This window comes from Mucilaginibacter sp. P5_A4 (assembly GCF_056400605.1).
The window spans coordinates 35,102-61,096 of record NZ_JBFUKX010000025.1 but is presented as its reverse complement, the minus strand read 5'-3'; the positions used below and the strand labels follow the sequence as shown (position 1 = coordinate 61,096).

The 25,995-nt window shown below is 41.9% G+C and carries 16 protein-coding genes and 1 pseudogene; 2 read left to right on the top strand and 15 right to left on the bottom strand.

Going from position 1 to position 25,995, the window contains the following annotated elements; genetic code table 11:
* Positions 1-184 precede the first annotated feature (184 nt).
* The 7 genes from AC1DQW_RS15875 to AC1DQW_RS15845 all read right to left on the bottom strand — a co-directional run bounded on the left by AC1DQW_RS15875 (position 185) and on the right by AC1DQW_RS15845 (position 10,304).
* Complete coding sequence (locus AC1DQW_RS15875; protein ID WP_477454989.1) at positions 185-1,186, bottom strand: 4-hydroxyproline epimerase; 1,002 nt, start codon at positions 1,184-1,186, stop codon at positions 185-187.
* An 83-nt stretch (positions 1,187-1,269) separates the two neighbouring features.
* Positions 1,270-2,208, bottom strand: coding sequence for a dihydrodipicolinate synthase family protein (locus tag AC1DQW_RS15870; protein WP_477401320.1), 939 nt, complete (start codon positions 2,206-2,208; stop codon positions 1,270-1,272).
* A 223-nt stretch (positions 2,209-2,431) separates the two neighbouring features.
* Positions 2,432-3,457 carry a LacI family DNA-binding transcriptional regulator gene (locus AC1DQW_RS15865; protein ID WP_477454988.1) on the bottom strand — a complete coding sequence of 342 codons (1,026 nt, stop codon included), beginning with the start codon at positions 3,455-3,457 and terminating at the stop codon, positions 2,432-2,434.
* A 203-nt stretch (positions 3,458-3,660) separates the two neighbouring features.
* Positions 3,661-5,004 carry a deoxyguanosinetriphosphate triphosphohydrolase gene (locus AC1DQW_RS15860; RefSeq protein ID WP_477454987.1) on the bottom strand — a complete coding sequence of 448 codons (1,344 nt, stop codon included), beginning with the start codon at positions 5,002-5,004 and terminating at the stop codon, positions 3,661-3,663.
* A 107-nt stretch (positions 5,005-5,111) separates the two neighbouring features.
* Positions 5,112-6,833, bottom strand: a complete 1,722-nt coding sequence (locus AC1DQW_RS15855; protein ID WP_477454986.1) for an OmpA family protein — start codon at positions 6,831-6,833, stop codon at positions 5,112-5,114.
* Positions 6,834-6,837: 4 nt separating this feature from the next.
* Positions 6,838-7,824 carry a PorP/SprF family type IX secretion system membrane protein gene (locus tag AC1DQW_RS15850; RefSeq protein WP_477454985.1) on the bottom strand — a complete coding sequence of 329 codons (987 nt, stop codon included), beginning with the start codon at positions 7,822-7,824 and terminating at the stop codon, positions 6,838-6,840.
* Positions 7,821-10,304, bottom strand: a complete 2,484-nt coding sequence (locus AC1DQW_RS15845) for a T9SS type B sorting domain-containing protein (RefSeq protein ID WP_477454984.1) — start codon at positions 10,302-10,304, stop codon at positions 7,821-7,823. The genes AC1DQW_RS15850 and AC1DQW_RS15845 overlap by 4 nt, the downstream gene beginning before the upstream one ends.
* 380 nt (positions 10,305-10,684) lie before the next feature.
* Between AC1DQW_RS15845 and AC1DQW_RS15840 the strand changes: the two genes are divergently transcribed.
* Positions 10,685-12,175 carry a TonB-dependent receptor gene (locus tag AC1DQW_RS15840; protein WP_477454983.1) on the top strand — a complete coding sequence of 497 codons (1,491 nt, stop codon included), beginning with the start codon at positions 10,685-10,687 and terminating at the stop codon, positions 12,173-12,175.
* Positions 12,176-12,295: 120 nt separating this feature from the next.
* Here the strand turns inward: AC1DQW_RS15840 and AC1DQW_RS15835 are convergent, their stop codons facing one another.
* The 7 genes from AC1DQW_RS15835 to AC1DQW_RS15805 form a co-directional block, all read right to left on the bottom strand.
* On the bottom strand, positions 12,296-14,134 hold the full coding sequence (locus AC1DQW_RS15835) for an alkaline phosphatase (RefSeq protein ID WP_477454982.1): 1,839 nt from the start codon (positions 14,132-14,134) through the stop codon (positions 12,296-12,298).
* Between the two features lie 55 nt (positions 14,135-14,189).
* Positions 14,190-15,701, bottom strand: a complete 1,512-nt coding sequence (locus AC1DQW_RS15830) for a RagB/SusD family nutrient uptake outer membrane protein (RefSeq protein WP_477454981.1) — start codon at positions 15,699-15,701, stop codon at positions 14,190-14,192.
* A gap of 34 nt (positions 15,702-15,735) precedes the next feature.
* A complete protein-coding gene (locus AC1DQW_RS15825; protein ID WP_477454980.1) occupies positions 15,736-19,092 on the bottom strand; it encodes a SusC/RagA family TonB-linked outer membrane protein in 3,357 nt (1,118 codons plus the stop codon).
* A gap of 107 nt (positions 19,093-19,199) precedes the next feature.
* Positions 19,200-20,144, bottom strand: coding sequence for a FecR family protein (locus AC1DQW_RS15820; protein ID WP_477454979.1), 945 nt, complete (start codon positions 20,142-20,144; stop codon positions 19,200-19,202).
* A 46-nt stretch (positions 20,145-20,190) separates the two neighbouring features.
* Complete coding sequence (locus tag AC1DQW_RS15815) at positions 20,191-20,787, bottom strand: RNA polymerase sigma factor (RefSeq protein WP_477454978.1); 597 nt, start codon at positions 20,785-20,787, stop codon at positions 20,191-20,193.
* Positions 20,788-21,162: 375 nt separating this feature from the next.
* A complete protein-coding gene (locus AC1DQW_RS15810) occupies positions 21,163-21,525 on the bottom strand; it encodes a response regulator transcription factor (RefSeq protein ID WP_477454977.1) in 363 nt (120 codons plus the stop codon).
* Between the two features lie 50 nt (positions 21,526-21,575).
* On the bottom strand, positions 21,576-23,615 hold the full coding sequence (locus AC1DQW_RS15805; RefSeq protein ID WP_477454976.1) for a PAS domain S-box protein: 2,040 nt from the start codon (positions 23,613-23,615) through the stop codon (positions 21,576-21,578).
* 385 nt (positions 23,616-24,000) lie between these two features.
* On the opposite strand from AC1DQW_RS15805, the pseudogene AC1DQW_RS15800 reads away from it, so the two are divergent.
* Positions 24,001-24,207, top strand: a pseudogene (locus AC1DQW_RS15800) (hypothetical protein); the annotation flags it as partial.
* Between the two features lie 7 nt (positions 24,208-24,214).
* On the opposite strand, the gene AC1DQW_RS15795 reads toward AC1DQW_RS15800, so the two are convergent.
* Positions 24,215-25,948 (bottom strand): GH35 family beta-galactosidase, encoded by a 1,734-nt coding sequence (locus AC1DQW_RS15795; RefSeq protein ID WP_477454975.1) that lies wholly within the window; start codon positions 25,946-25,948, stop codon positions 24,215-24,217.
* Positions 25,949-25,995: the final 47 nt, after the last annotated feature.

Sequence of the window (25,995 nt, the reverse complement as noted above, 5' to 3'; positions counted from 1 at the left end):
GAAGCGTAAAGCTAAAGGCATAAAGCCAAAAGCTTAAATATTGTATAATTTAATCATCACCGTCATTGCGAGGTACGAAGCAATCCCCGATAAGCAGGTCAGCCATGTTGGTTGCTCTGTAATGTGGGGATTGCTTCGTACCTCGCAATGACGGATTTATTATTTCTTAATCTATTTATTAACCCTATATAACCTGGAAACCGTGCGCGTATGGATCATCATCATCTATTTTAATAGTGTTGTAGCCATATACCTTGGCCCAACCTTCCACACTGGGGACAATAGCATCCATATCATTGATCTTCACCACTTCCTCAACCCTGCCGGTAAATTTACTGCCGATGATGCTTTCGTGAATAAAAGGCTCACCAACTTTCAGTTTACCTTTTGCAAACCACTGTGCCATGCGGGCCGATGTACCCGTACCGCAAGGGGATCTGTCAATAGCTTTATCGCCATAAAAAACAGCGTTACGGGCGGTAGCATCTTCCGATAACGTAGCACCGGCCCAAAGGATATGTGTACAGGTATTGATAGTAGGATCCTGTGGATGAACAAATTGATATTTTTCATTAATACGCTTGCGCAAAACCTGGCTCCAGGCTATCAACTGCCCGGCAGTGTAATTTTCAAGACCTGCAAAATTTGGCTGCGGATCAACTATGGCGTAATAATTACCGCCGTAAGATACATCAATGGTCAGCATTCCAAGGTCGGGGCACTCTACCTCTAAATTTGTTGCGGCAAGGTAAGCTGCAACATTCCTCAGTTTTACTGATGTTACCTTTTTACCTTCCTGCTTATATTCTATCAACACAAGGCCTGCTGGTGCTTCCATGCGCACTATACCGGGTACCCTGGGGGTTATTAAGCCTTCTTCAATAGCAATGGTGATAGTGCCTATGGTGCCATGCCCACACATAGGCAGGCAGCCGCTGGTTTCTATAAATAAAACGGCCACATCATTTGCAGGATCATGAGGTGGGTACAATATACTGCCCGACATCATATCATGCCCCTTTGGCTCAAACATTAGCCCCGTACGAATCCAGTCGTATTCTTTTAAAAAGTGCTGGCGCTTTTGGCTCATGTTATCGCCCTTCAGCGTTGGCCCGCCGCCGGCAACCAGTCTAACCGGGTTGCCGCAGGTATGCGCATCTATACAAAAAAATGTTTTACTACTCATTATATAAACCAAAAGCTTAAGGCAGAAAGCCAAAGGCTAACTGCAAGCTTTAATTTTAAGATAGGTTAACTTGATATCAAATATTAAGCTTCAACTTCGCTTAATTTTCCCCAGCTGCCTACAGGCAATACAGGGCGTACCGCTAAAGCGTCATTGATGATCTTTTGCACTTTAGCACGCTCTTCGCCAATTAATGGTAAACGCGGAGCACGTACATTTTCGGTACCAATACCGGTAGCAACTTCGGCAAGTTTTATATATTGTACTAATTTTGGGTGGATATCAAGCTCAAGCACAGGTAAAAACCAACGGTAGATAGCTAAAGCTTCTGCAATTCTGTTGGCTTTTACCAAACGGTAAATAGCAACGGTTTCTTTAGGGAAGGCATCAACCAAACCGGCAACCCAGCCATCAGCACCCATCACTAAACTTTCCATAGCCAGCGGATCGACACCTGTAAATACGGCAAAACGGTTACCAAAACGGTTAAACATCCGGGTTACATTTGATACATCGCGGGTTGATTCTTTTACCGCCTTAATATTATCAAAAGCAGCTAACTGCTCAAACATGTTCAGCGTAACTTCAACCTTATAATCAACCGGGTTATTATAAATCATGATCGGCAACTGCGTGCTTTTAGCAACCGCGCCAATGTAGGCAAGAGTTTCACGTTCCTCGCTATTGTAACGCATTGGCGGCAATAGCATCAAGCCATCTGCACCGGTATCAAACGCTTTTTGAGCACAGGCTACAGCTGCTTTGGTGGTTTGCTCGGCAATGTTCAGTATTACAGGCACTTTACCATTAACAAAAGCAATGGTATGCTCCAGTAACGAAAACTTTTCATCGTCGCTAAGCACACTGGCTTCGCCTAGTGATCCGCCTAAAATAAAGCCGTCAACACCGGCTTCAAGCTGTGCATTTAAGTTGATGTCAAATGCATCAAAATCAATTTCGTCACTATCTGTGAACTTTGTAGTTACCGCGGGGAATACGCCTTTCCAGTCAAAAGTTATCATTACTAAATATTTTTTTCAAAAGTAATACAGTATTATAAATTATTGAGCTAACAATTTAGCAATCATTACCCATATTTTAGCATGTATGATCTTTTTTTGTGGAGGAAACGATTAAGAAAGGGTAATTTGAGTTAAGATATGATTACCTCATGCCTAAAAAGCAGTTGCTATCCTTGAATTTGTTCATGGATCCGGTCTGTTGACAGGGAGGTGACTCCTGGAATTAATTAGACTTTTTTATCGACGAGCTCCTGATCTTCAATTCTGTCTTTAAAATAATGGATCTTGATTTCTCCGGAGCCGATGGTGCATTAAGTTTATTTAGTAAAACGGTTATCACATTATCTGCAATTTCCTCTACAGGCTGGGCTATGGCCGATACAGGCGGAGTGTGTAATTTAAAAACATCATGATCATCAAAAGATATTAGTGCTATATCGCCGGGGACTTGTATATTAAGCTCTTTCATGATCTTAAGGCAGCAGATACCAATGTGGTTGTTACCAAAAAGTATGGCATCAAGATTTTGGTTCGCCTTTAAAAAATCACGCAATGGCTCCATGATCAGTTCGTCGTTGTGGTTAAACGCAATCTCCTTTATTATAGCATCAAGGTTTTCGCTTTTTATGGCCTCACTATATCCCTTTACACGATCAACCATTTGTGTTTGCGGTGAAAAAAATGTAACGAAGGCGATTTTCTTAAATCCCTGCTCAATAAAGTGACGTGTAGCATTGTATGCGCTAAAAAGATTATCTATCTCAACAAAATCTGCATCTACTTTAGGTAAATGCCTGTCAAACAATACCACCGGCATACCATCTTTTAGCAGCGATTCAATATCTTCCTCAATCCCTTCAGGTGGAGCCATAATATAACCATCCACATGCCTGTCCCTAAACATATCTATCAGTTCGCGGGTTTTGTGGGTATCGTTATCGGTACTGCAATAAATAATTTTGTAGCCGTTTTTGTAGGCGCGGTCTTCAATCAGCCTGGCTATGCTCGCAAAAAAAGGGTTCGAAATATCCTCCACCATTAAACCTATGGTATTTGATTTACCTGTACGTAAACTTTTGGCAAGCGAATTGGGCTTATACCCTACTTCAGTTACATATTTCATTACGCGTTCAACCAATTCGCTGCTGATCCGTTTTTCCTGGGCGCGACCGTTCAGGATAAACGAAATAGTAGTTTTTGATACGTTTAACGCATTGGCTATATCAACAATCGATAGTTTTTTTTTCACCCTCTTATTTTATTTACTTCAAATATTGGGTAATATATTAAATTGAATTTATACTACTAAACCTTTAATCGATTTATTTTAATAATAAATCGGTTTACTAATCTTAGTATCCTTATTAATAATAGTTTACTAAAGTAGTATATCACAAAAAACGCTCCAACAATTTGCCGGGTTGTATAGGCTGCTAAAAAGAATCCCCGATTTTAACTCATCGACGGAAAAGATATGCCTTTGATCTTCCTGAACAACTCTACCGCATACAGGTCTGTCATCCCCGATACAAAATCCAGCACGCTTTGAATTTTTGAATAATCATCCTGTTTGCTGGTCAGGAATTGTTTGGGGATCAATTCAACCAGTTTTTGATGGTATTTGGAGCTATTTTGCAAATAGGCCGGAATAAACTCCTCCAGTATACCTCCCATAACCTTATAACCTGCAACCTCTATTTGTACAACCGACGAATAGTTATAGATTTTTTTTACCGATAGCTTTGTGATGTTTTTCATGATAGAGCGAAACGGCTCATCTATCATATCAATCAGTGAATAATTAAAATCTCCATCCAAAATAGTTTGCTGCTCCTGATAAAACAATTTAGAGCAGGCTTGTATCAGTGTATTGATAGACCGGGCACGTAAATACGCTACTTTAGCATCTGTATCATCAATATCTTCCAGCCGGGCTTTCATTTTAGGATCGTTGCATAATGGAAGCATTATATCTTCAACATCCTGGTAGGATAATATTTTTAAGCGATGCGCATCTTCCAGGTCGATAATATTATAACAAATATCATCGGCGGCTTCTACCAGGTATACTAATGGATGGCGCTTATACATCAAAGGCGATTCCTGCACTTTACTTAACTGAAGCTCCGACGCTATCTTTTCAAACCCTGCCTGTTCCGACTGGAAAAAACCATATTTTTTGGTATAGATGTTTGTTTTATCGCCACCAGCAATGGAAGCACACGGATATTTAGCAATAGCGGCAATGGTGGTATAGGTAAGGGCAAAACTGCCGTATCCTTTGCCTGCATAAGGGTGGGTTAAAATACGCAGCGCATTGGCATTACCTTCAAAATTGACCAGGTCGCTCCATTGCTCAGCAGTAACGCTTTTTTGGAAACGCATACCGTCACCATCGGTAAAGTAATGAGATATAGCAGATTCGCCCGAATGCCCGAATGCCGGGTTACCAAGGTCATGAGCCAAACATGCCGCAGATACAATGTTGCCAATCTCACTGATGAGTGGCAGGCGGGTATCCAGATCGGGCTCTTCTTCCTTTAATTTATTATAATATATGCGACCTAATGACTTGCCAACACTGGCTACTTCCAGGCTATGTGTAAGCCGGTTATGAACAAAGATACTTCCCGGCAAAGGGAATACCTGGGTTTTATTCTGCAGCCTCCTGAATGGAGAAGAAAATATAATACGATCATAGTCCCTCTGAAATTCAGAACGCGCATCGGCCTGACTTGCAATATATTTATCTTCATACCCCCACCGTTTAGCGGATAATAATGTTTCCCAATTCATAATATGCGATGTATAAAATCTTCGTTTTTATTGCACGGCAATATTATCCTATAAATTTCAATAAACTAAACAGTATTGAACATTTTATGGCCATAAGTAGCATGGTGCTAATTAGCTTTCCAAATTACTTCAACCTCAGTCCTCCTGTTCAACTGATGATCCGTTTCGGCACAATTTATATGTTCTGCACATTTGTTTACAAGGTGTGTTTCGCTGTAGCCTGTGGCCGTTATTCTCAAAACAGAAATCCCTTTTGCAACAAGGTAATCCGTTGCAGCTTTGGCCCGGCGTTGTGATAGCACCAGGTTATATTGATAGGATGCCCTTGAATCGCAGTAGGAGGATAATGCAATTTTTAATGTCGGATATTGCTTTAAAATAGCAGCCAGCTTATCCAGTTCTGCAGCGGCATCGGGCCTGATGAATGATTTATCAAGGTCGTAATAAATAGTTCTTACCGAAAAATCGGGGTTTGTTACTGCAAAAACAGGCTTGGGTGATTCGGCCACCGGCTTTATTGGTATAGTATCCTTAGTTAGGGTAAAAGTATAAATATCGTCACTGCCCTTGCCGTTATCTCGATTTGATGACAGGTAGCCACTTTGACCATCCTTAGTTATAAAATTAAAATCATCGCTGGTAGTGTTAATAGGGGACTTCAGGTTTTGAGGCGTACCCCAATTAGCTTTTTCGCCATGCGCGGCATAAATTTCGTAGCCGCCCATGCCAGGCAAGCCCCTGGATGCATAATACAAAATGTTATTTTCATCTACATTAGGAAAGTTTTCCTCCTCTTTGCTGTTGATGGTTTGGCCACAATTCACGGGCTTTCCCCATAACCCATCTGCAAGTTTTTCACAATACCACAGGTCGGTTTTACCCATACCCCCGGGCATATCCGAACTGAAATAGATCAGCTTGCCATCTCGGGATAAGGCAGCATTACCAACCGAATACATTTGAACATTATTGTAAGAGAAACTACCCGAGATAACCCAGCGTTCATTCTTTTTTACAGCCATTACCAGTTGCAGGCGGCGTGTATAAAGCCTTTGCCTGTTTTTGCCGATACGCTTATCTATTGGTAATTTTTTAGCCATTACTTCGGTAGTAAGCGTAATGTAGGCGGTGTCGCTTGTATGGTTCAAAACCATCGGACCAACATGATATGCATCTTCAAACTCCGTGCTATTACCCTGATCTAAAGAAAATTGCTTTGTTTCCCTGGTGTTTAAATCGAATGCGTATAATTTAAACCAGCCATTGCCAGTACGGTTATCCGTTTTGTCATCCCCGGTTTCACGGTCGGACGTGAATACAATCCCAGTTTTGCCATCGTAAGCTGCTCCCCAGTCAGAATATGGCGTGTTTACATTCCCGGCATTATTCACTTTGTATGGCGATGGCTGTTTTATCCACGCCATGGCCGAATCACAATTGGCTATTTTTAGCGCTAATGCTCCGTCGTCATCTGCGAAGTAAAGTTTATATTGTTGCTTGGCCTGATCAAATTTCTGATTCCTGAGCAATACTTCGGCATAAAAATAATGACTGAGTTTTTCGGCTTTAGGATCTGTTAACGCTTTTGCATACCATTCCTCAGCTTCCGGGTAATGGTTGATATAGCGGTAGCAAGTAGCAATACGCTCTGCAAGTTTCACACCTGGTTTTCCGCGATCCGTCAGTTTCAGGTAGAATTTCAGGCTTTTGAAATATTCATAGCGTTCAAAAAACTTATCGGCCTGTTGCTTTACGGATAGCTGCTCTTGCCCGCAAACTACCTTTGCAAGCAAAGTCATAAACATTCCGATCAATATAAACTTCTTCATCTGCCTAAAAATATCGTGGACTAACAACTCTTTGATTTTTGCCCGGGAAACTGATACTGAGCGATAGTTCGTGCGATCCGCTTTGCGAACTGGCCAGCTTACTGGTTGTAAAATCATAAGAATATCCTATCCTGAAATGATTACTCGCATAAAATTGTATTATGGCAGCCACCGCATCGGTTTTATCCAGTCCGCTTTGCAGGTTGCTTTTATTCCATAAGTTAATCCCTGTGCGATATGACGCCCCCAGCCATACCGTCTTGTTAAATACCACATAATTGCTTACATCCATATTGGTTGGCCCTTTAAAATCCTCCTTGATCATTAGTGAAGGCTTAAGGTCGATGAAAGGGCTCAGCGGAATCATGGTGCCGCCCATTAAATACACCGTTCGCGCCTGTTTATATTGCTGCAAATGATCAACCGCATTACCCAGCCCCGATAACAAATTAAATACCGATGCACCAAAATAAACCTTTGGCGAGTAATAGTATACCCCGAAACGAAAATCGGGCGTCACATTACTTTGGGTTCCCGCAGGTATATTGGCGTCGCCATCATCCGTGGCATTAAATTTAGTACCATCTAACCGGTATTGTATGGCACCGAAGCCAATCCCGAAGCTTAACCGTTTGGTGTCATCTTCATCCAGCCTCAACCGGTAGGCATAGTTTAAATATATTGATGAAGTGCTTTCGGGGCCCAATTTATCAAACGTGGCAATGAGTCCTAACCCAATATTTTGATTGGTACTGTTTGTTAAACCATCAACTGATACCGTACCCGTTTTGGGTGCATCATTAATTCCCACCCATTGAATGCGACTGCTTAAGTTAACAGTCCAATCCTCTTTATAACCGGCGTAAGCAGGGTTTACTGCCAAACCATTAAACAGATACTGGCTAAACTGTATACTTTGCTGGGCCTGCAATTTTACTGCGAGTAAAACCAGGCCGGTTATTAACATATATAGTTTACAGCTACTCATCATTTACTTAATTTTAAAAACACCCAGCCCTTAAACGGGATAATTTCGCCGGTATGTTCTTTCCTGTTCAGGATATAATAGTAGGTGGCTTCGGCCAGGCCGTTGCCGTTCCAGTCGTTCTTATAATTATCAGCCCGGTAAACCTCATTACCCCAGCGATTAAAGATCAGCAATTGTGAACCGGGATAGCTTTCAAGGCCCACAATTTTAAAAGCATCATTTTTGCCATCATTTTTGGGAGTGATGATGTTGGGAATATCCAGATCAGTTGATATAACCTTCAGCACTACCGTATCCGCGCATCCGCTGGTGTTGGTATAAATGAAATGAAACAAGCCCAAACTATTTAAGCCGGTTATAGTAGTGGCGGCGCTTGCCGGATTGGTAATTGTGGCTGCCAGCGCATCATTGCCAGCCTGTGTCCAGGTACCCATACCCGTAGCGGCCATTGTAGCCTGCGCGTTTTGCAATATCGTTTGATCGGGACCGGCATCCGGGCCAATGGTAATATTAACCGTATTGGTTTTAATATTGTTACACCCCGTACCAGAGGGCATCACCTCGCACTCAATAGCTGCGTCGGCGGGTGGCGTTGCATCGGGGTTGGTAGCATCAGGATCGGTTACATCTGCCGGGCGCAAAATTCCCGCAGAAACGGTAAGATCGCCACCTGTAGTTAAGGCCACCTTCCCTGTGATGGTAAATGTACGTACCGCTCCATTGGCCAGGTTGACATTGGAGTGATAAGCATTTGCCGTAATTGTACCACCATTTACTGCAGATATCCCAGTGGTCGCTGCGCTGCTAACCGATAGCCCACTAATTTCGGCAGGAAAATTAAAGCCGAACTGCGCTGTACTAATATCGGATGGCCCGTTATTTTTTACGGTTACCTTGTATATAACTGGCTGACCCGAACAAGCCGTTATAGCAGAAATATTTTCTACAGAAAGATCGGCCTCCTGCATCACAAAACTAACGGCAGTATTTACAGGCTTACTTTTAATATAGCTCCAGGTATCAATGCATTTGTTATTGCCAAAATCAGCATCATTATTAGGGATAGCTGTGCTGGTGCCCCATTTATGCCCGTTTATGGCACTGCTTAAGCCTGTAAGATTTTTAATTGGGTTTGATGGCGTGCCTACAACGGTTATGGGGGTGTCATCCCAATAAAGCGAATCATCGGGGGCAAAAGTACCATTGGTACGACTGAGCAGCAACCCGTTCACATTTCGCTCTACGTCAAAAAATGGGAAATGTACCTCCCCGGCTGTTGTAGTTATAGTTATATTGGCTTTATAAAGCGCGGCGGTATTAGCCGTTACCTTGTTGCCCAATCCATCCAAACCATCCCAATGCACCTGGTTGGCGCCTGCATTGGCCTGGCCGGTTAGTTTCCGGTCGATAGCATCGGTGTACAGGCCATTGCGGTTCACATCAATGGCAATTATGTAGCTGCCGTTACCGGTAATATTAAAGGTAAAATCGGCTCCTAAAGGGCTGGTACCAGCCTTTCCTGCGGTTCCTTCTGTCCCCGTAAAAGTCACATTGCTTATTGTAGGTGCAACAGGTGTATTTAACAGCCAGGTTGTGGCAGAACCTGGTGTATTGGCAACGGCAGGCATATCAGCTGCCGGGGTGTTAAAAAATATTTTCTGCGTAATATCTATTGGCGTATCTGCCGCTCGTGGATCCTGCACATTAATATTGGCGCTAAGGCCGTTGATACTTTTATAAGATGCTAAACCATCGGCATTCCTAAAACCTTTATTGTTTACAAAAAAGGTAAATCCGTTGCCTGCCTGCCCATTATTGTTGAGTGTATACCGGTATCCATCCCTGGTTAAAATATGAAATATGCCATTAAACCCCACATTGAACGTACCCAATATGCCCGAAAAAACCTGTGTATAAACTCTGCCGCTTATAAAGCCTGTGTTAGTAGTATTACGTACAGATACGTCAAAGGCAGCTATATACTCGGCAGTTGGTTGGATCCAATTAGCATTAGCGGGCACGGTGGGTGGGTTTCCGCCAAGATCGAAGCCGGGGTTTTCTGCAATAAAGTCAACTTCCCAGATCCCCTCCTGCCCTGCCTGAACAATTTTAATAAACGGTGTATAACCGCCCTTATTGGGCAGAGGCCCGGCCATTTCTTGTGCGCGATTGAGGATAAGGCCATTGTTTCCTGCAGCCTCGCTGGTATAAGTGGCGCCGTCGGGTGCGCGCAGGCTGATGGAACCTGAATTAATTCCCTGGGCACTTGAGCCTGCATAAATACTTTCGCCAACCTTTACATACACCTTCATAGTACCTAAAGTTGGGAAAGGGAATGATGCATTGTTTGTAGTATTGCTCGAAAACAGGTAGGCCCGGCTGCCACCGTTTGAATTTAGTTCCTTACTACCTTCGGCCAGCAAACCGGCAGGTACTAATAAAAAAATAAACAAAACTGTTATTACAGTAATGAACCGGCTCATTACCTTTAATTTATAACATTTACAAAGTTTATAGTGGACTAAGGTTACGCTTTTCAGCATGTACGTTTTATATATAAAGCGGTAAGTTATAAAAAGCAGGTGAAATGAGGATAAAAAAATCAGCCGGATAAGAAAGAATAATTAAGTATTTCACCGATCGTAATACCTGCTCCACATTCTTTTTCTAATGTATTTACTTTATTAAGATTTGTTGATAAGTAAGCAACCCGAAAGCTTAATTTGATACCTTTATTAAAAAATAAAACCTGTTTCCTTGCCTTTTTCCTAATATTTAGCTACCTATTACCTAAAAAATCGTAATTTTATATCGTCTTATCGCTTCGTGATTTTGGGCATAGTTAATAACAAATAAAAAGTGCATGAATAGTATTCATAATAAAGATATTGGAACAAAACAAAAAGCGCTTGCCATTAATCTCGACCCCTCAATTTATGGCTCGTTTGCCGAAATTGGCGCCGGACAAGATGTAGCCGCCAATTTTTTCAAGGCTGGTGCATCATCGGGCACCATTGCCAAAACCATGTCGGCTTATGATATGACTTTTTCTGATGCTATCTATGGAGTGCAGCAGGTACGCCGTTACGTAAGTGAATCGCGCCTGATTTCGATGCTTGATCATGAGTATGGTCTGTTAATAGAACGCCTGGCCAAGCAGCGCGGGGATACTACAACGTTCTTTGCCTTTTCTGATACGGTATCGGCGCTTAATTATAACAAAACAAATGATGGGCATGGCTGGATGGGCGTGCGTTTTCAGCTGGAGCCGAATGGAGCGTTTAACGATGTAGTGCTACATGTAAAATTATTAGATAATGATAATAATTTGCAGCAACAGGCAGTAGGGATATTGGGAGTAAACCTCATGTATGCCTGTTTTTATTACAATGAGATCGCTCCTGTGTTTTTGCTTTCATTAATGGATAACCTATCCAGAGACCGGATCCAGATAGATATGATCCGTTTTGAAGGACCCGACTTTACTAAGGTAGATAACCGCCTGATGAGTTTACACCTGGTAAAATATGGTTTTTCGGATGCGGCCGTTTTTAGCCCCAACGGTAAAAACCTGCAGCCTTCTGAAGTTTTGTATAAGAAGCATATCGTGGTGATACGCGGACGTTTCCGCCCAATCATTAATGTGCATTTAGATATGCTCAATACGGGTGTTAAACAATTTATGCAGGAACCCGATGTTGACAAGGAAAATGTTGTGGTAGTTACCGAACTTACCTTGCAATCATTAAAAGAAAGGAACGCCGACCTAACTGCGGAAATTGATGAAAAAGATTTCCTTGATCGGGTGGATATTCTATGTTCGCTTGGGCAAACGGTAATGATCTCCAATTTTCATGAATATTATAAATTAGTGGCCTACCTGTCAAAGATCACTAAATTGAAGATGGGCGTGGTTTTGGGCTACCCCAACCTGGAATATGTTTTTTCTGAAGAACATTACCAGGACCTTCCGGGTGGTATTCTGGAATCGTTTGCCACCTTATTCAGCCGCAAGGTAAAACTATTCATTTACCCCACTTTGCGTAATGGGGTTATCTGGAATTGCCTTAAGTTTAATCCACCTCCTCACCTCATGGATCTGTACCGTTACCTGATAGCCAATAACAAAATAGAAGATATCAGGCATTATAACGAAAATAACCTCCATGTAGAAACAGATAAAGTATTACAACTCATAAAACAGGGTGTAAGCGGGTGGGAAGAATTTGTACCAGCCGAGGTTGCTACCATGATAAAAGACAGATGCTTGTTTGGGTATGCCTGTGAAAATACTGCTGTAAAAGATGCTATTGCTAATGAAGGTGATAATAAAACCGCAATGGATACTGTTTAGTGCTGTTTGCCGGTTTAGATAAAACAGTAATAAGGACCATTACTCCAATACGATATATAAAGCCGCCTCAGGATTATTCATGAGACGGCTTTTTTTGGTGACCAACAAATCAATGGTTAATCACTTATTTAGCAAGGATTTTATTTTGTTAAAAATATCGGTATTGTTAAAAACGCCTCTGAAATCAAGCGAATGCGGGCCGTAAGTAAATACAGGCACAGGCGTGCCGGTATGATCGTTTGTACTAAAATCACCCCAAACATAGCCTTTATTAATATTACCATCCAATAATGATAAGCCGCCTGTTTCGTGATCGGCAGTAACAATAACCAGTGTTTCGCCATCCTCATCGGCAAAGCGTAGAGCATCGCCAACTACACGGTCAAAGTCGCTGTTTTCGGTAATTACCTGCTTAAGGTTATTGCTATGGCCCCCATGGTCAATCTGCGATCCTTCTATCATCATAAAAAATCCATTTGGTGCATTTTTAAAGGCTTGGGTTACCTTCTTAAATGCTAGCGGCAAATAGTTTCCCCGGCCATCCATTTTGGGCCTGGTTACGCTATCATCCATTAAAGCAAGGATTTTTGTAGCTGGCGTACTTAAAAAATCATCAAAATTACGAATGACGGTATACCCCCGTTGTTTCATTTTATCAATCGGTGTTTGGCCGTTTACGGGGTGAGTAAAATCCTTATAGGCCGAGCCTAAAAATATATCAACAGGTGAAGAAACTATCTGATTTGCAATAGCAGTTGCATTACTCCTTTCAAATTCATGCGCATAAAATGCAGCTGGTGTGGCATCTGTTAATTCACATACTACAATATCAGCTGTTTTTTTACCGGCATCGGCACCATAATCTGCCAGTGAGCGCAATGGTTTACCAGCCGGATCAACACCTACAGCCCTGTCATTTGTTTTTTGTCCCGAGGCAAAGGCAGTAGCGCCTGCCGCCGAATCAGTAATATAAGCATCGGCCGAGTAGGTAATAGAAAAGCCGATATTCAGCATCTGGAATATATTAAGCTGCCCCCGGTTGGCGGTATAGGTAGCATATATTTGCGATAAACCCATACCATCGCCGATGCATAAAATGATGTTCTTAACCTTTTTTACTTCACCATCTGATTTATAAGTGGGGTGATATACCGCATATGGCTGTGGGGCTGTATATTCAGCTCTTTCTTTTTTATTCAAAAAATCGCCAAACTCTTCAATCTTATCGGCACCAATTACATCAACTCCCAGGCGCATCATGGCCAGCCAACTGCTTTTGGTATCTGGCGTTTCCCAAAAGCGTATCATTTTACCAGCGTTATGAACACTGTCTATCCCGCCTTTTACCCTGCTTATCTCCTCCGGGTTTAAAACGCCTTTACCGTTCCAATGAACATATTTACTGATGGGGAAACTTACCATGCCTACCTTTTTCCATTGTGCAGTAGTAAAACCATCCAAATGGTCAACATCAAATGACATCCAGGCCGGGTAGTTAACCATTTCTGCAGCAGGCGGAACAGCGCCTGTCATCACTATAGATAACCTGCCGGTATGTCCATCGTATGAAAAATACTTTGCAAGCGGTTTAAGTTCTTTTATCACCAGTGGCAGTACAGCTTTATAATCTTCTTTAATTTCAATAAGCAGTCTTAAATGCCGTTGCTGATCGCGGCTGAACTTTTCAATTAAGAGATCGAGGTATAAAATTTTTAACGACCGGCCGGGGCTAATCTCCTTTTTATCATGGGCAACCATTAACTGCCCGTTAACCGCATAAACATCGGCTTCTATAGATCCGAAACCTTTTTCATATGCACGGTAAAAAGGAATATTGTTTTTATAATCGTTATGCGAGTGGGCATCGGCTACCGTATATGCCTTAATTTGGGCAGTGCCTGCCATGCTGATGTTGAGCAGCATAGCGGTAAGTAAAATAATTGCAGTACTGTTTTTCATTTTTATTGTAATGTAAAAAACCGGGCGCTGCCCGGTTTTAAAGGTATAAATTTAATTACCAGCCCGCATTTTGTTTCAACTGGCCCTGGCTTATCTGGATATCTTTAGGCGGAATGGGCCATACATTATCCCTTGCCGGATCAAAGTTGCGCGCTTTCCACACTTGCGAACCGTTGGCGCCGTGTAAGGGTTTTGCATAAGTTGCCTGTGCATCGCCCCAGCGCACAAGGTCAAAATTACGATCGCTCCACTCACCGGCCAGCTCAACGCGGCGCTCATGTTTCAAATCGGCCATGGTAACGCCTGATTTCGCGGGTAAACCAGCCCTTACACGTACCTGGTTTAAAGCTGCATCGCCATTTTTACCCTGCATAATTTGTGCCTCGGTTTTTATCAGCAATATCTCGGCGTAACGTAGCAAAGGCACGTTTAAATCAGTTGACGGTTCATCGCCGTTAGGGCTTATATGTATGCCACCTGAATAGCTAAATGGCTCCATGTATTTATTAAACTGGTAACCGGTTAGGCTGTTGCTTTTGCCACCAATGGGGTAAGTATAGGTTTGACCAAAATATTGAAAAGTATCGCCATTTTTAAGGATGGTTGTCGCCAGCCTTTTATCACCGGTTTCAAACTCATCAACCAACTCTTTAGTTGGCTGGTAATAGCCAAAGCCGTTATATAAGCCCCATCCTTTATTCTCCAACATAGCTCCCGGCAATATGCTTTGTCCGTTTAAACTGCTGGCAACAGACCATATATACTCCGAGCTATAGTTATTTGCGATTTTAAACACATCAGCATAATTGGTTAGCAAAGCGTGTTTGCCACTTGAAATAACCGAATCGGCATATTTTTCGGCATTGGCATAATCCTTAGCGTGCAGGTAGGTTTTAGCCAGGTATGCCCAGGCAGCTGTTTTATGCGCCCGGCCACGATCTGTACCTGCCAGTTTATCAAAATACGGCAATAGCGAGGCGGCTTTTTTGAGGTCGGCCTCTATATAGGCATAGTTATCTTTTACAGACGCTAACTGAAGTGGGAACGCAATTGGGTTTGCCCGGTTTTGAACCGGCGCGCCTTGTTTATCTGTTCCATACAGATCGGCAATTTCCAGGTGCATTACAGCGTGCACAAAATAAGCCTGCCCTAATATGAAGTTTTTGGTGGCCTGATCCATATTGATGGCCGGAACGTTAGCAATAACATCATTTGCCCTTTTCATCACCACAAAGTGTAATGACCATGGCGCATAAATACTGCTTTCGTTACCGGTACAAATAAAATTCTTGATATTTTCCCTATCTGAAGATGTACGGCCAACTACCATATCGTCGCTGGCGTTTATAAACCAAAAGAAACCCCTGCCATACAGATCCTCGCTGTTGCTTTGTTTTTCATATAAACCATTCGCGGCTGCCTGGGCGTCACTGGCATTTTTCCAAAAATTGGTGCTGGTTGGCGTACCGGTAGGTTTAATATTATCTAACGTACTTTTTTTACAGCTTTGCGCAAGTATAATTACCATTACACCTAACAAGCATTTAACTATATTTTTAAATTTCATCTTAATTGTCTCCTTAATTCTAAATACCTCGTTATTATAAGCCTACGTTAATACCTATTAAAATGATCCTTGATTGTGGGTACAAACCTAAATCAACACCGTTTTGGTTGATGCCTACTTCTGGATCAAGACCTTTATATTTAGTAAATGTGGCCAGGTTTTGCGCGTTGGCAAAGATCCTTGCGCTGCGGATTCCGATTTTGGTCATGAGCGTCTTAGGTAAAGTATAACCAAGGGTTAGGTTTTTGATACGCATGTATGAACCGTTTTCGACATAAAAATCAGAAACATTACCAAAGTTGCCGTTATCGTCGCTTGCAGATAACCTTGGAATACTGGTGTTGGTATGGGTGGGTGTCCATGCATTTTTTGCATCGGCCAGTAGGTTATAGTTTTGAATGGAGGCATTTAAACCGGTGTATTTTACGGCATTAAAGATCTTATTACCCAAAATCCCCTGTAAAAATATACTCATATCAAACGCGCCATAATTAAAGTTGCCGGTGAAACCGTAAGTAAATTTGGGGAACGGCGTGCCAAGCAAGGTTTTATCATTTAAGTTAAGCTTGCCGTCGTTATTAAGGTCTACAAACTTAATATCGCCGGGTTTTGCATTTGGCTGAATAAGGGTGCCGTCTGCCGCTTTGTAGTTATTAACCTCAGCTTGTGTTTGAAACAAGCCGGCAGTACGGTATCCGTAAAAAGAATACAGGGGTAAACCTTGCTGTTGCAAAATAGGCACCAGGTTATCGCGCACTGTTGGATTACCAGGTATTGATTCTACCCCCGGTAATATATCAATGATCTTGTTTTTAATGTACGAACCGTTTACTGCCAGGTTGTAATGGAACTCACCGGCAGTATTTTGGTATTTAACACTCAACTCAGCACCTTTATTCTGAATTTTTCCACCATTTACAAACGGCGGGTTAGCTACTCCATAAACCGCTGCTACAGGAGGTTTAAATAAAAACCTGGTATTGTTTTTCATAAACACATCCCCTGTGATGCTCAATTTATCGTTCATCAAACCTAAATCGAAACCAATATCGGTTTGTGTGGCTGTTTCCCATCTTAAGGTTGGATTGGCTAAACCGTCAATACCGTAGCCGGAAACTATCGCTGCCGGGCTGCCCAGGTAGCCAAATGTTTTGGATAATGATACTGATGTAGGGAAATCGCCCAAACCGGCAAGGTTACCAGATTGACCATAACTTGCCCTTAATTTGGCAAACGACAATAAACCATCAGGCGAAAAAAAGGATTCTTTACTGATCAGCCATCCTGCAGAAACTCCCGGATAAGTTTCTGTACGGTATTTGCTGCTTAGTTTTGAAGTAGCATCCCTGCGAATAATTCCGTTAATAAAATACTTGCCCTTATAGTCATAACCTATTCTTCCTAAATAGGAGATCAGCGCCGACTCGGTAAGGCTACCGATCAAAGGCGCACCTGTTGGGCTAAGTGTTCCGTTAATCAAGTAACGATAGGCTTCGTCTTCGCTCAGGTAATTGTCTGTATTTACACCAAAATTGCTGAACTTATCATCCTGATAGGTATAACCTGCCAAAGCCGAAATGTGGTGATCAGTGCCAAACATTCTGTCATAAGTAAGGGTTTGCTCGGCAAGTAAAGTTGTTGAGGTATAGCTTTCCTGATACAGGAAATTATCAAAAAACTTTTTGCCCGGCTCCAACACCCTGGTGCTAAAATTTTTAACCGTACCAAGATTTTTGGTAAAACCAAGGTTTGAGCGAAATTTCAAACCTTTAAAAAAGCTTATTTCAGCATATGGGTTAATGGTAAAGCTGTTTACCGCAGTGCTGTTATCCAAACGTTTTAAATAGGCTACCGGATTAATTACATCGCCATATTGGCCCGCATAGGCCGCAGGTACACCGCCAAAACTACCGTCGGCATTATAAATTGATGCATTGGGCGGATAAAATATAGCCGTTAAAATAGCGCCCGTATAAGCGCTTGAAGTATTGGCTCCCTGGCCGTTACTGTAAGAGTAGGTCATGCTCTCGCCCATTTTCAACCAGTCTTTTATCTGATGGTCTGAGTTAACCCTGAAGTTGTAACGTACCGAGTTGGTATTTAACAGGATAGCATCATTTTTACGATAACTGCCGGATACATAAAATGTAGATTTTTCATTGCCTCCGCTAATGTTTAAACTATAATCCTGTACATGCCCTGTTCTGAAAAGCGCGTTTGGCCAGTTGGTGCGGGTGATACGTGAATCGGGGTTTAACGTGGCATCAAAAGCCGGCACACGGGTTTTACCCGCATTGTCATAGGCCGTATTGATAGCATCGGCATACTCGGCGGCGTTTAATGCCTGCAATATTTTTAATGAATTTTGGGTACCACCTTTAAGAGCAATGTCAAGGTTGGTTTTACCTTGCTTACCACGTTTGGTAGTAATTAATACCACCCCACCCGCGGCCCTTGCACCGTAAATAGCCGCGTATGAATCTTTCAACACATCTATCGATTCAATGTCATTAGGATCAAGTGGGCCGCCATTATAAATGGTACCATCCACTACCGTTAAAGGCCCTTCGGTGTTAAATGAGCTTTGGCCACGCAACCTGATGCTTGGCGTAGCTGTTGGATCGCCACTTTCGTTAATAACGGTTACACCGGCTACCTGTCCCTGCAGCATTTCTGTTACCGAACCTACAGACCTGTCTTTAACATTTGATACTTTTAAAGAACCTACCGCGCCCGTTATATCCGATTTTTTTTGCGTTCCGTAACCAACTACCACAACTGCATTTAAACCCGTTACATCTGGAATCAATGTTACATTCAGCGGTGAATGATCGGCAACAACTTCCTGGCTTTTGTAACCAATAAAAGCAAACACCAGTACTTCGCCCTGCTCAACGGTTAATTTAAAATTACCGTTCACATCTGTTGAAGTACCAGCCTGTGATGTTTTGCTGCGGATAGCGACCCCGGCAAGGGGGCCATCTTTATCAGATACTGTACCCGTTACTACTATCTTGGCCGGTACACGGATCACTTTTTTCCGGGAAATAATAATGGTGTTATATTTTTCCCTGTACTCCAGTTGAGTATTGGTCATTAAAGCATTCAATACATCTTTTAAAGGTTTGCCTATAAATGAGCCTGCTTTTACTTTAACAGATGCTACATCATCTAATTTGTAATTGAAGGCTACCGTGTTCATAGCCCTTTTTAATTTCTCAAGTGAGGCATCCATTGTTTCATCGGCAAATTTTACGGTTACCGGCTGATCTACCAGGGATGCTTTACGCTCGGCCTGCGCGCGCCCCGGTACCAATGCTGTGAAAATTGTTAAGAGCAATAAAATTGCAGTCATTAACTTTCTTGAAATCTGGGTTAAAGTTTTTTCCATACATTTGTTTTTAAAGTGATTAGTAACCGCCAGTTTGCTTTTAATTTTGGCAGTTACACTTAGTAAGCCAGTGCCTGTTAGTAGCAGGCATTGGTTTCTCTTATATATTATTTAATATTTACTGTATCGCCTTGCAGCCTGTATTTTCTGCCATCAATAAACTGCAGTATATCCAGCACCTGGGTAATGGTTAATTTATTTGAAAACCTTACCGAATAATGTTGTTTGTTTAATTTTCGGCCGGTATATTTAAAATTTACATTGTACCTGTTTTGCAGGTAAACCACTACCTCTCTAAATTCAACATTATCTAAAATGAGTTCGTCATGCATCCAGCTAAGCGAATGATCGCCGGCAATTACTTGTCTCGAAAAGCTTTGATTTTGTTTGTTATAAGTTAACTGCTGCTGAGGTGTGTACATACCCAGGGTATGTTTCTGGTCGTGTATTTCTACTTTACCGCTGTTTACAAACACCTGTATATCGGGAAGTTCTTTGTAAAATTTAATATTGAAAGAGGTACCTAATACCTGGGTAATAACACCACCCGTATGTACCAGGAAAGGCTTTAAGACATCGTGTTTAACTTCAAAAAAAGCTTCACCATTTAATAAGGTAACTTCTCTCCTGGCAGCACTAAATTTAACCGGGCATCTTATAGAACTACCTGCATTTAATTGAACAAGGGTGTTATCGGGTAATAACACTTGTTTCATCTGGCCTTTGGGTGCTGTAATAACCTGGTAGGCTACACTATTATCAGCTTTATGGCTAATAAATAACCTGGAACCTAAAATACCGGCGAAAAGAGCAATCAATACAACGGCGGCAACTTTTAACCAGGAGGTGTTCAATCTCCTGATGTGTGGCTGGCTTATGGTTTCCTTTTCTATTTTTTCCCATAACGATTGTTTTAAATCGCTTACAGGATGTTGAATACCCTGATCATGGTTAAGTTCCTGCATCAGCGTTTGTAATAACGCTAATTCATCAGGAGAGCATTTGCCTGCATTAAATTTATCAAGTAGTTGTTTAATTTCCTTTTCTTTCACTTAAAAGCCTTTATACTTACTAAGTGACAGGTAAGGGCGATGTGTACTATAAGAAATTAAAAAAAAATATCAGTAGCAAAAATTCGCGAAAGCTAACGCCATTATACTGATGTACTATTTTTTTTAGCCGCCCCAATGCACTGCTGATCTGGTTGCGGACAGTTTGATGTGAAATACCTAATTCTGTTGCTATTTGCTGCCCATTCATGTTCTGCTCTCTGCTGCATAAATAAACCTGCCGCATTTTTTCGGGCATATCGGCAATTTCACGGTTTATTAAAAAGCTCAGTTCGGCAAAAGATAGTTTTTGGGCGGTACTATCTTCGGCTATCACTGGTAATTCGATAAGATCATTTAGGGATTGTGGCTGTAAACTTTGCTTTTTATACCATTTATAGGTCATGTAATTGATGGAAACCATAAGGTAGGCTTGCAATGCTCCATTAACCTGTATGGTATAACGGTTCTTCCAAACAGAAAGGAATAGTTCCTGTACCATGTCCATAGCTTCATCCTCATTCTGAATTTTTTTGATGGCGAAGGCTATTAATTTATCAGCATAACGCTCATATATTTCTTTGAACGCGCGGTGATCGCCACTTTGTAATTCCAGTAAAAGTTGATCATCGGGGTATTGCTTCACAAAAATTATTTTATAGGGCCAAAGTAACAGTATTGATGTTAAGGTAAATTTAAGTGTGTATTAATGCTTTAGAAAATCAAAAAAAAATCTGGCTAATTTATATGGCCGGGCATACAAAAAAAGACGTTATATAAAAGCTAAAAGCGGAATGCACCAAGCTCAAAACCAATACATTGATTTCCAATACAATTATATCAATTTATATGAAATTAATTAATATGCTTAATTTTTTTTTGTTCCGGGTACATTTTAAGTACCGGTTTATTTTAGGAGAATAACACGGATTGTACCGTTTACAGATGTTTTAAAAATAGAGTGTAAATAGCCGGAGATCAAAAAATCAATGCCCAAACCAAGCATTCTGGAAATGAGCCATCACGAGGCCATTCGATGCTGTACTATTGCGGTAAAGTCATCAATATCAAAAGGCTTACTGATAAAATCGTCTGCGGCCACTTCTTTAGCCAGCAATTTACCGTTGACGTGTGCAGACATTAAAAGAACAGGTATAGGTTGTGTAGCAACATCCGCTTTCAATTCACTGCAAATATCAAGACCGCTGCCATCCGGCAGCATAATATCGAGGATAATCATATCGGGAGGAGAGGCTTCAGAACGCTGATGAAAAGCAGTTACGGAGCCATAACTCTGTACTTCAAAGCCTAAATCAACCAGCAGGAATTCAACTAAATTGCAGATATCGGCATTATCCTCAACCAGGTATATCGTTTTCTTCATTTTCCAGTGCCTTATCTATCATATAACTAACTATCTACCCTTTTTGTTTTTTATCTGCTTTTTAAGGGAAGCGAAAAAAAGAACTCAGAGCCTTTACCCTCTTCGCTGGTTAGCCCAATTTTGCCATGATGCCGGTCAATGATCTCCTTGGTAAGATACAGACCAAGACCAAGACCCGAAATATTGGCAGCTCCTTCGGCGCGGTAAAAGCGGGAAAAGAGTTTCTCTTGCTGTTCGGCACTGAGGCCAATACCCCGATCAATTACTTTAACAAGGGCATCTTCACCGCATTGCGCCAGCGCCAAAGTTACCTTATCGGCATGGGGCGAATATTTAATAGCATTGGTTAGCAAGTTAATCAGGGCCTGTTCTATTCTTTGTTTATCCGCTGTTATCAACAAGGCCTGTCCAGCGGTTTGAAGCATAATCTGATGGGTTTTATTGGTGTAATTCAAAGTTTCAGCCACCTCCAGCGCCAGTTCGTTCAGGTCAAAAACCTCCTTATCAAACCTCAGCTTTCCCGCTTCTATTTTTGATACGTCAAGCAGGTCAGAAACCAAAGCATTCAGCTTTTTTACCTGGTTAAGTGCTTTGGCAATAAACAACTTACCTGTCGGCACCTGCTCCGTCCGGTCCAACACCTGTAAAAACCCTTTAATCGTAGTAAGCGGTGTTTTTAGTTCATGGCTAGCCAAAGCAATAAATTCATCTTTTTTGGCGCTTAAGGCTTTTACTTCCTCAAATAATTTGGAATTATCAAGGGCAACAGCCGCCTGGGAAGCGATGTTAGCCACCAGATCTTCATGTTCTTCGGTAAACATACCTGCTTCGGAGTGACCAAAAAACAGCTCCCCGATAACAGTACCTGACGAGGAAATAACCGGAACAACCAAATAACTAACTACTGGCAGTTGGCCTTCGGGCATCCCAAAATGTGGGGCATTATGGCCATATCTTGGGTCTTTCCGGATATCATCGATCCTAACTATACCCTTACTGCTAAAGGTTGGATTGAAGACGGCCGTATTACGTGGCGTACCAAATTTTTCAAAGGCCTCTCGCCCAGCCCCCGATAAAGTAAAAAGCATTAAAGATTCTCCACGTTCATCTATGGTATTATGAAAAAATGCTCCGAAAGCGGCACCGGTAATATGGGTGGTCGCGTCAGTAACATGCTGCAAGATAGACTGAACATCCAGTTTTTCGGATATCACTTTTCCAATTGCATTCAAAATCCCGAGTCGCTCGGCGCTTTGTTTGATTTTTTTCTCAGCTTCTACACGCTCTGAAATATCACGCGCGATCTTTGATGCGCCGGTAACAGTACCTAAACTGTCTCTTACAGGCGATACCGTGATTGAAAGAGGGATTTCCCTGCCGTTTTTACCCACGCGGATGGTTTCATAATGATCGAACTTTTTACCTGATCTGATACGATTGATAATCACATCTTCTTCTGCCAGCAACGCCGGAGGTATCAGTATGCTGATATGTTTGCCAATCACCTCCTGCTCGGTATAGCCGAAGATTTTTTGCGCGCCGGCGTTCCAGCTCATAATGATACCATTGAGGTTTTTACTGATTATAGCGTCGTCTGATGATTCAACAATGGCAGAAAGTATAGCTTGTTTTTCTTCTCCTCGTTTTTGGTAGGTTACATCAACCAACGTATTATGGGCTCCAATAATAACATTCCGTTCATCAAATATGGGGCGCGGAAATACCAGCAGGTTCCGAAAGGTAAGGTCGGGCCGTTCAATAGTAATCTCTGCACCTTCAAAGGGTTTCCCTTCCTTTAAGGTGCGGGCCATAGGGCACGTATCAAGCTGCATCGGTTTGCCATCTGGAGAGTAAATTTTCCATGAACCACACCACAAGTCCCGGCCAATTTCCGGCGTTCTTCCCCATAGCGTAACAGCTGCCTGGTTGAAAAAAGTGATATAACCCTGCTGATTACACGTGTATATTGCTACAGGTGAGGTCAATACTAATTCTTTAAAATTGTGATCGCCTCCGTTTGGCATTGATCTTTCTATCCCGTTTTTATCGCTCCTGTTTTCGGGTGAGYGGGTATTTAAGTTTTCCCGCATAAAATTACTGGGTAAATAAATGAAATGTAAATCTGTGACACTACAGACTTGTATTAAATAACTGCGTTTGCGCTATTTTGTTTGGAGATTTAAAATGCTTATCGCAGTTTAATGTAAGCATTTGACGCGCTTTGCCTTTACCCACATTTGTAGTGATGGACCTGATTGAACCTGGCGGAACATTAATCTGTCTGTACAAAGCTGGTATGCGGTCACAGATTCTCAGGAAATCCCTGGAACTTCCAATTTTGGATAGTTTAAATTGTCTTCAAACAATGTAGTCCGCTTAAAAACTCTGAACAAAGCAGGCAACGGAAGTTTTACTCTTACCTTTTCGTACAAAAATTAATAAACATGTATTTACTATCAAAAAAGTGATCTGTGTGATCACCGGCTAAGCCATAACTTTTACAAAGGAATCAAAGGCGATAACATCAATGTGATGCTCGCTGCTGCCGCAATGAGCTTTAAAAGGATGATGAATATCTGGAAAGACAATCTTTTGGCTCTTTTGATAACGCTTAACCGGATCATTTCTCAAATACTTAAATCACCAGATATAACTATGCCGTATTGTTTAATGACTTTTTAAGGATTGACTAATTATACCTGTTAAACTTCACCCTGATGAGGCTGTACTTATTATCTTTTTGCCGCTGGAACTTGATATAAGCATTTTTGGGATTCATGAATCCAAATCCATAATCGCCACCGCCGGTACCTTCATCACCATTTAATCTCCTGATAGTAACCCATTTCCCGTTTTCGAAATGTCCCTCATCTAAAAATTCGACGTCAAATAATGGTTTTTGAGGGTCGGGAATGATTGGTTCGAGCTTAAAGCTCATGTCCTTTCCAATTACCACAAATTCATCAGGGCCGTTGGCAATGATAATCCCTCCGGCAAATCTTGCTTTAGAATTTCTGACACCAACGGCAATATTTGCCATTTCGGAATTAGACACTCCACCGAACAAAACCTGGATATGGTATCCGTTAAGGTCAAACCGTTGTTCACGTTCAACTGAATCCAGATAAATCCCTGCCATTGTGCCCTTGCCACGATTTTCGAGTATTTTATCCTTCGCCAGATTAAGTACTTCGTATGTTTTGCTGATCTCATCCTCCTCGGCAGGTAAATCATCTATTCCAAACGGAGAAAAACAGATGGCATCCATTTGTCCGTACGCCCAGAACGCTTCGCTGGCAGACTGCGCTCCGGGACGGATTTCGGGGATAAATAGCGGGTTACCCGGTCTGCTATATTGTTCCAGCGTAAACCGGGCAACTTTTGACGGAACATAGATATCGGGAGAAATAAAATCTATCGAAGGGGCGACGGCCCGCCATACGTCGAGCGTATGAGGGACGGGGCCTCCGCTTGGGTACTTGCCGGGATAATTAAACGAAGGTTGTTTTATCCAGGCATTAACATACATTGGAATTGGGTACTCGCTCTTCCCTGCAGCTGCAACGGCCCCTGCATACTTTGCATAATGATATACTGTAAAAAGCTCTTCCGGCAAATAGGATAATACAGATACATCCTTTGTATCAAATCTGCTTTTACCAAATACATTCTCCCACGAACCAGTCGTTTTGTACCCATTAGCTTTCCAGGCGCTATCCAGTTCAGGCTGCAGTTTCGCTTTGTTGTCCGACAGATATTTCATCAGATCTGCCGGTACTCCATGTTCGTATTCTTCATTGGCAAACTTTCCATAGTCACGGGGTGATTTAAACAAGCCTATCTCATTTTCAACCTGCATGGCGATCACCGTTTGATATTTACTGTCAACTTCCTTTATATGATGCATCAGCGCTTTGAATGCTTTTGCATCTGCGTTTTGCGATGCAGGATACAAAGCCGAAAGCATTTCATAGGAATTTCCTTCTTTGTCTTTGGCCCTGGGATATTTTGTAGTATTGTTTTTTATCCAGGCCGGCACATACGTTGAATATCCATTTTTCCAGCTCCCAAACCATAAGATGACGAGATGAAGGTCTTTTGCCCGCGCACCGTGGATCATGCTGTCTACCAATGTAAAATCAAATTTTCCCTCCGATGGTTCCAGCAATTCCCAGTAAACCGGCGCAATCACGGTGTTTAAATGTTTTTTCTTCATTTTATCCCAAAGCGGAGCCATATAAGACACACTGGATGTGCTTGAGTTATGAAGTTCGCCCCCTAACACCAAAAAAGGGTTCCCTTTAACAATCAGTTGCTTGATAGACCCTTTGGTTTCCAGGTGTGGTAAGGCAATATTTTGGGCAAATGCAGGCACCATCAATAGTGTAAATAAAATTACAGCCCAGGTTTTCTTTAAAATCATGATCCTTTATAGTTTGTTTAATTGGTTATGGCAGGTTAAAGATAAAA

What these genes read in the sequence shown, in the direction of transcription:
- AC1DQW_RS15830 (WP_477454981.1), bottom strand. Translation starts at nt 15,701, where the DNA reads ATGAAATTTAAAAATATAGTTAAATGCTTGTTAGGTGTAATGGTAATT.
- AC1DQW_RS15840 (WP_477454983.1), top strand. Translation starts at nt 10,685, where the DNA reads ATGAATAGTATTCATAATAAAGATATTGGAACAAAACAAAAAGCGCTT.
- AC1DQW_RS15860 (WP_477454987.1), bottom strand. Translation starts at nt 5,004, where the DNA reads ATGAATTGGGAAACATTATTATCCGCTAAACGGTGGGGGTATGAAGAT.
- AC1DQW_RS15850 (WP_477454985.1), bottom strand. Translation starts at nt 7,824, where the DNA reads ATGATGAGTAGCTGTAAACTATATATGTTAATAACCGGCCTGGTTTTA.
- AC1DQW_RS15835 (WP_477454982.1), bottom strand. Translation starts at nt 14,134, where the DNA reads ATGAAAAACAGTACTGCAATTATTTTACTTACCGCTATGCTGCTCAAC.
- AC1DQW_RS15810 (WP_477454977.1), bottom strand. Translation starts at nt 21,525, where the DNA reads ATGAAGAAAACGATATACCTGGTTGAGGATAATGCCGATATCTGCAAT.
- AC1DQW_RS15855 (WP_477454986.1), bottom strand. Translation starts at nt 6,833, where the DNA reads ATGAAGAAGTTTATATTGATCGGAATGTTTATGACTTTGCTTGCAAAG.
- AC1DQW_RS15845 (WP_477454984.1), bottom strand. Translation starts at nt 10,304, where the DNA reads ATGAGCCGGTTCATTACTGTAATAACAGTTTTGTTTATTTTTTTATTA.
- AC1DQW_RS15825 (WP_477454980.1), bottom strand. Translation starts at nt 19,092, where the DNA reads ATGGAAAAAACTTTAACCCAGATTTCAAGAAAGTTAATGACTGCAATT.
- AC1DQW_RS15870 (WP_477401320.1), bottom strand. Translation starts at nt 2,208, where the DNA reads ATGATAACTTTTGACTGGAAAGGCGTATTCCCCGCGGTAACTACAAAG.
- AC1DQW_RS15795 (WP_477454975.1), bottom strand. Translation starts at nt 25,948, where the DNA reads ATGATTTTAAAGAAAACCTGGGCTGTAATTTTATTTACACTATTGATG.
- AC1DQW_RS15875 (WP_477454989.1), bottom strand. Translation starts at nt 1,186, where the DNA reads ATGAGTAGTAAAACATTTTTTTGTATAGATGCGCATACCTGCGGCAAC.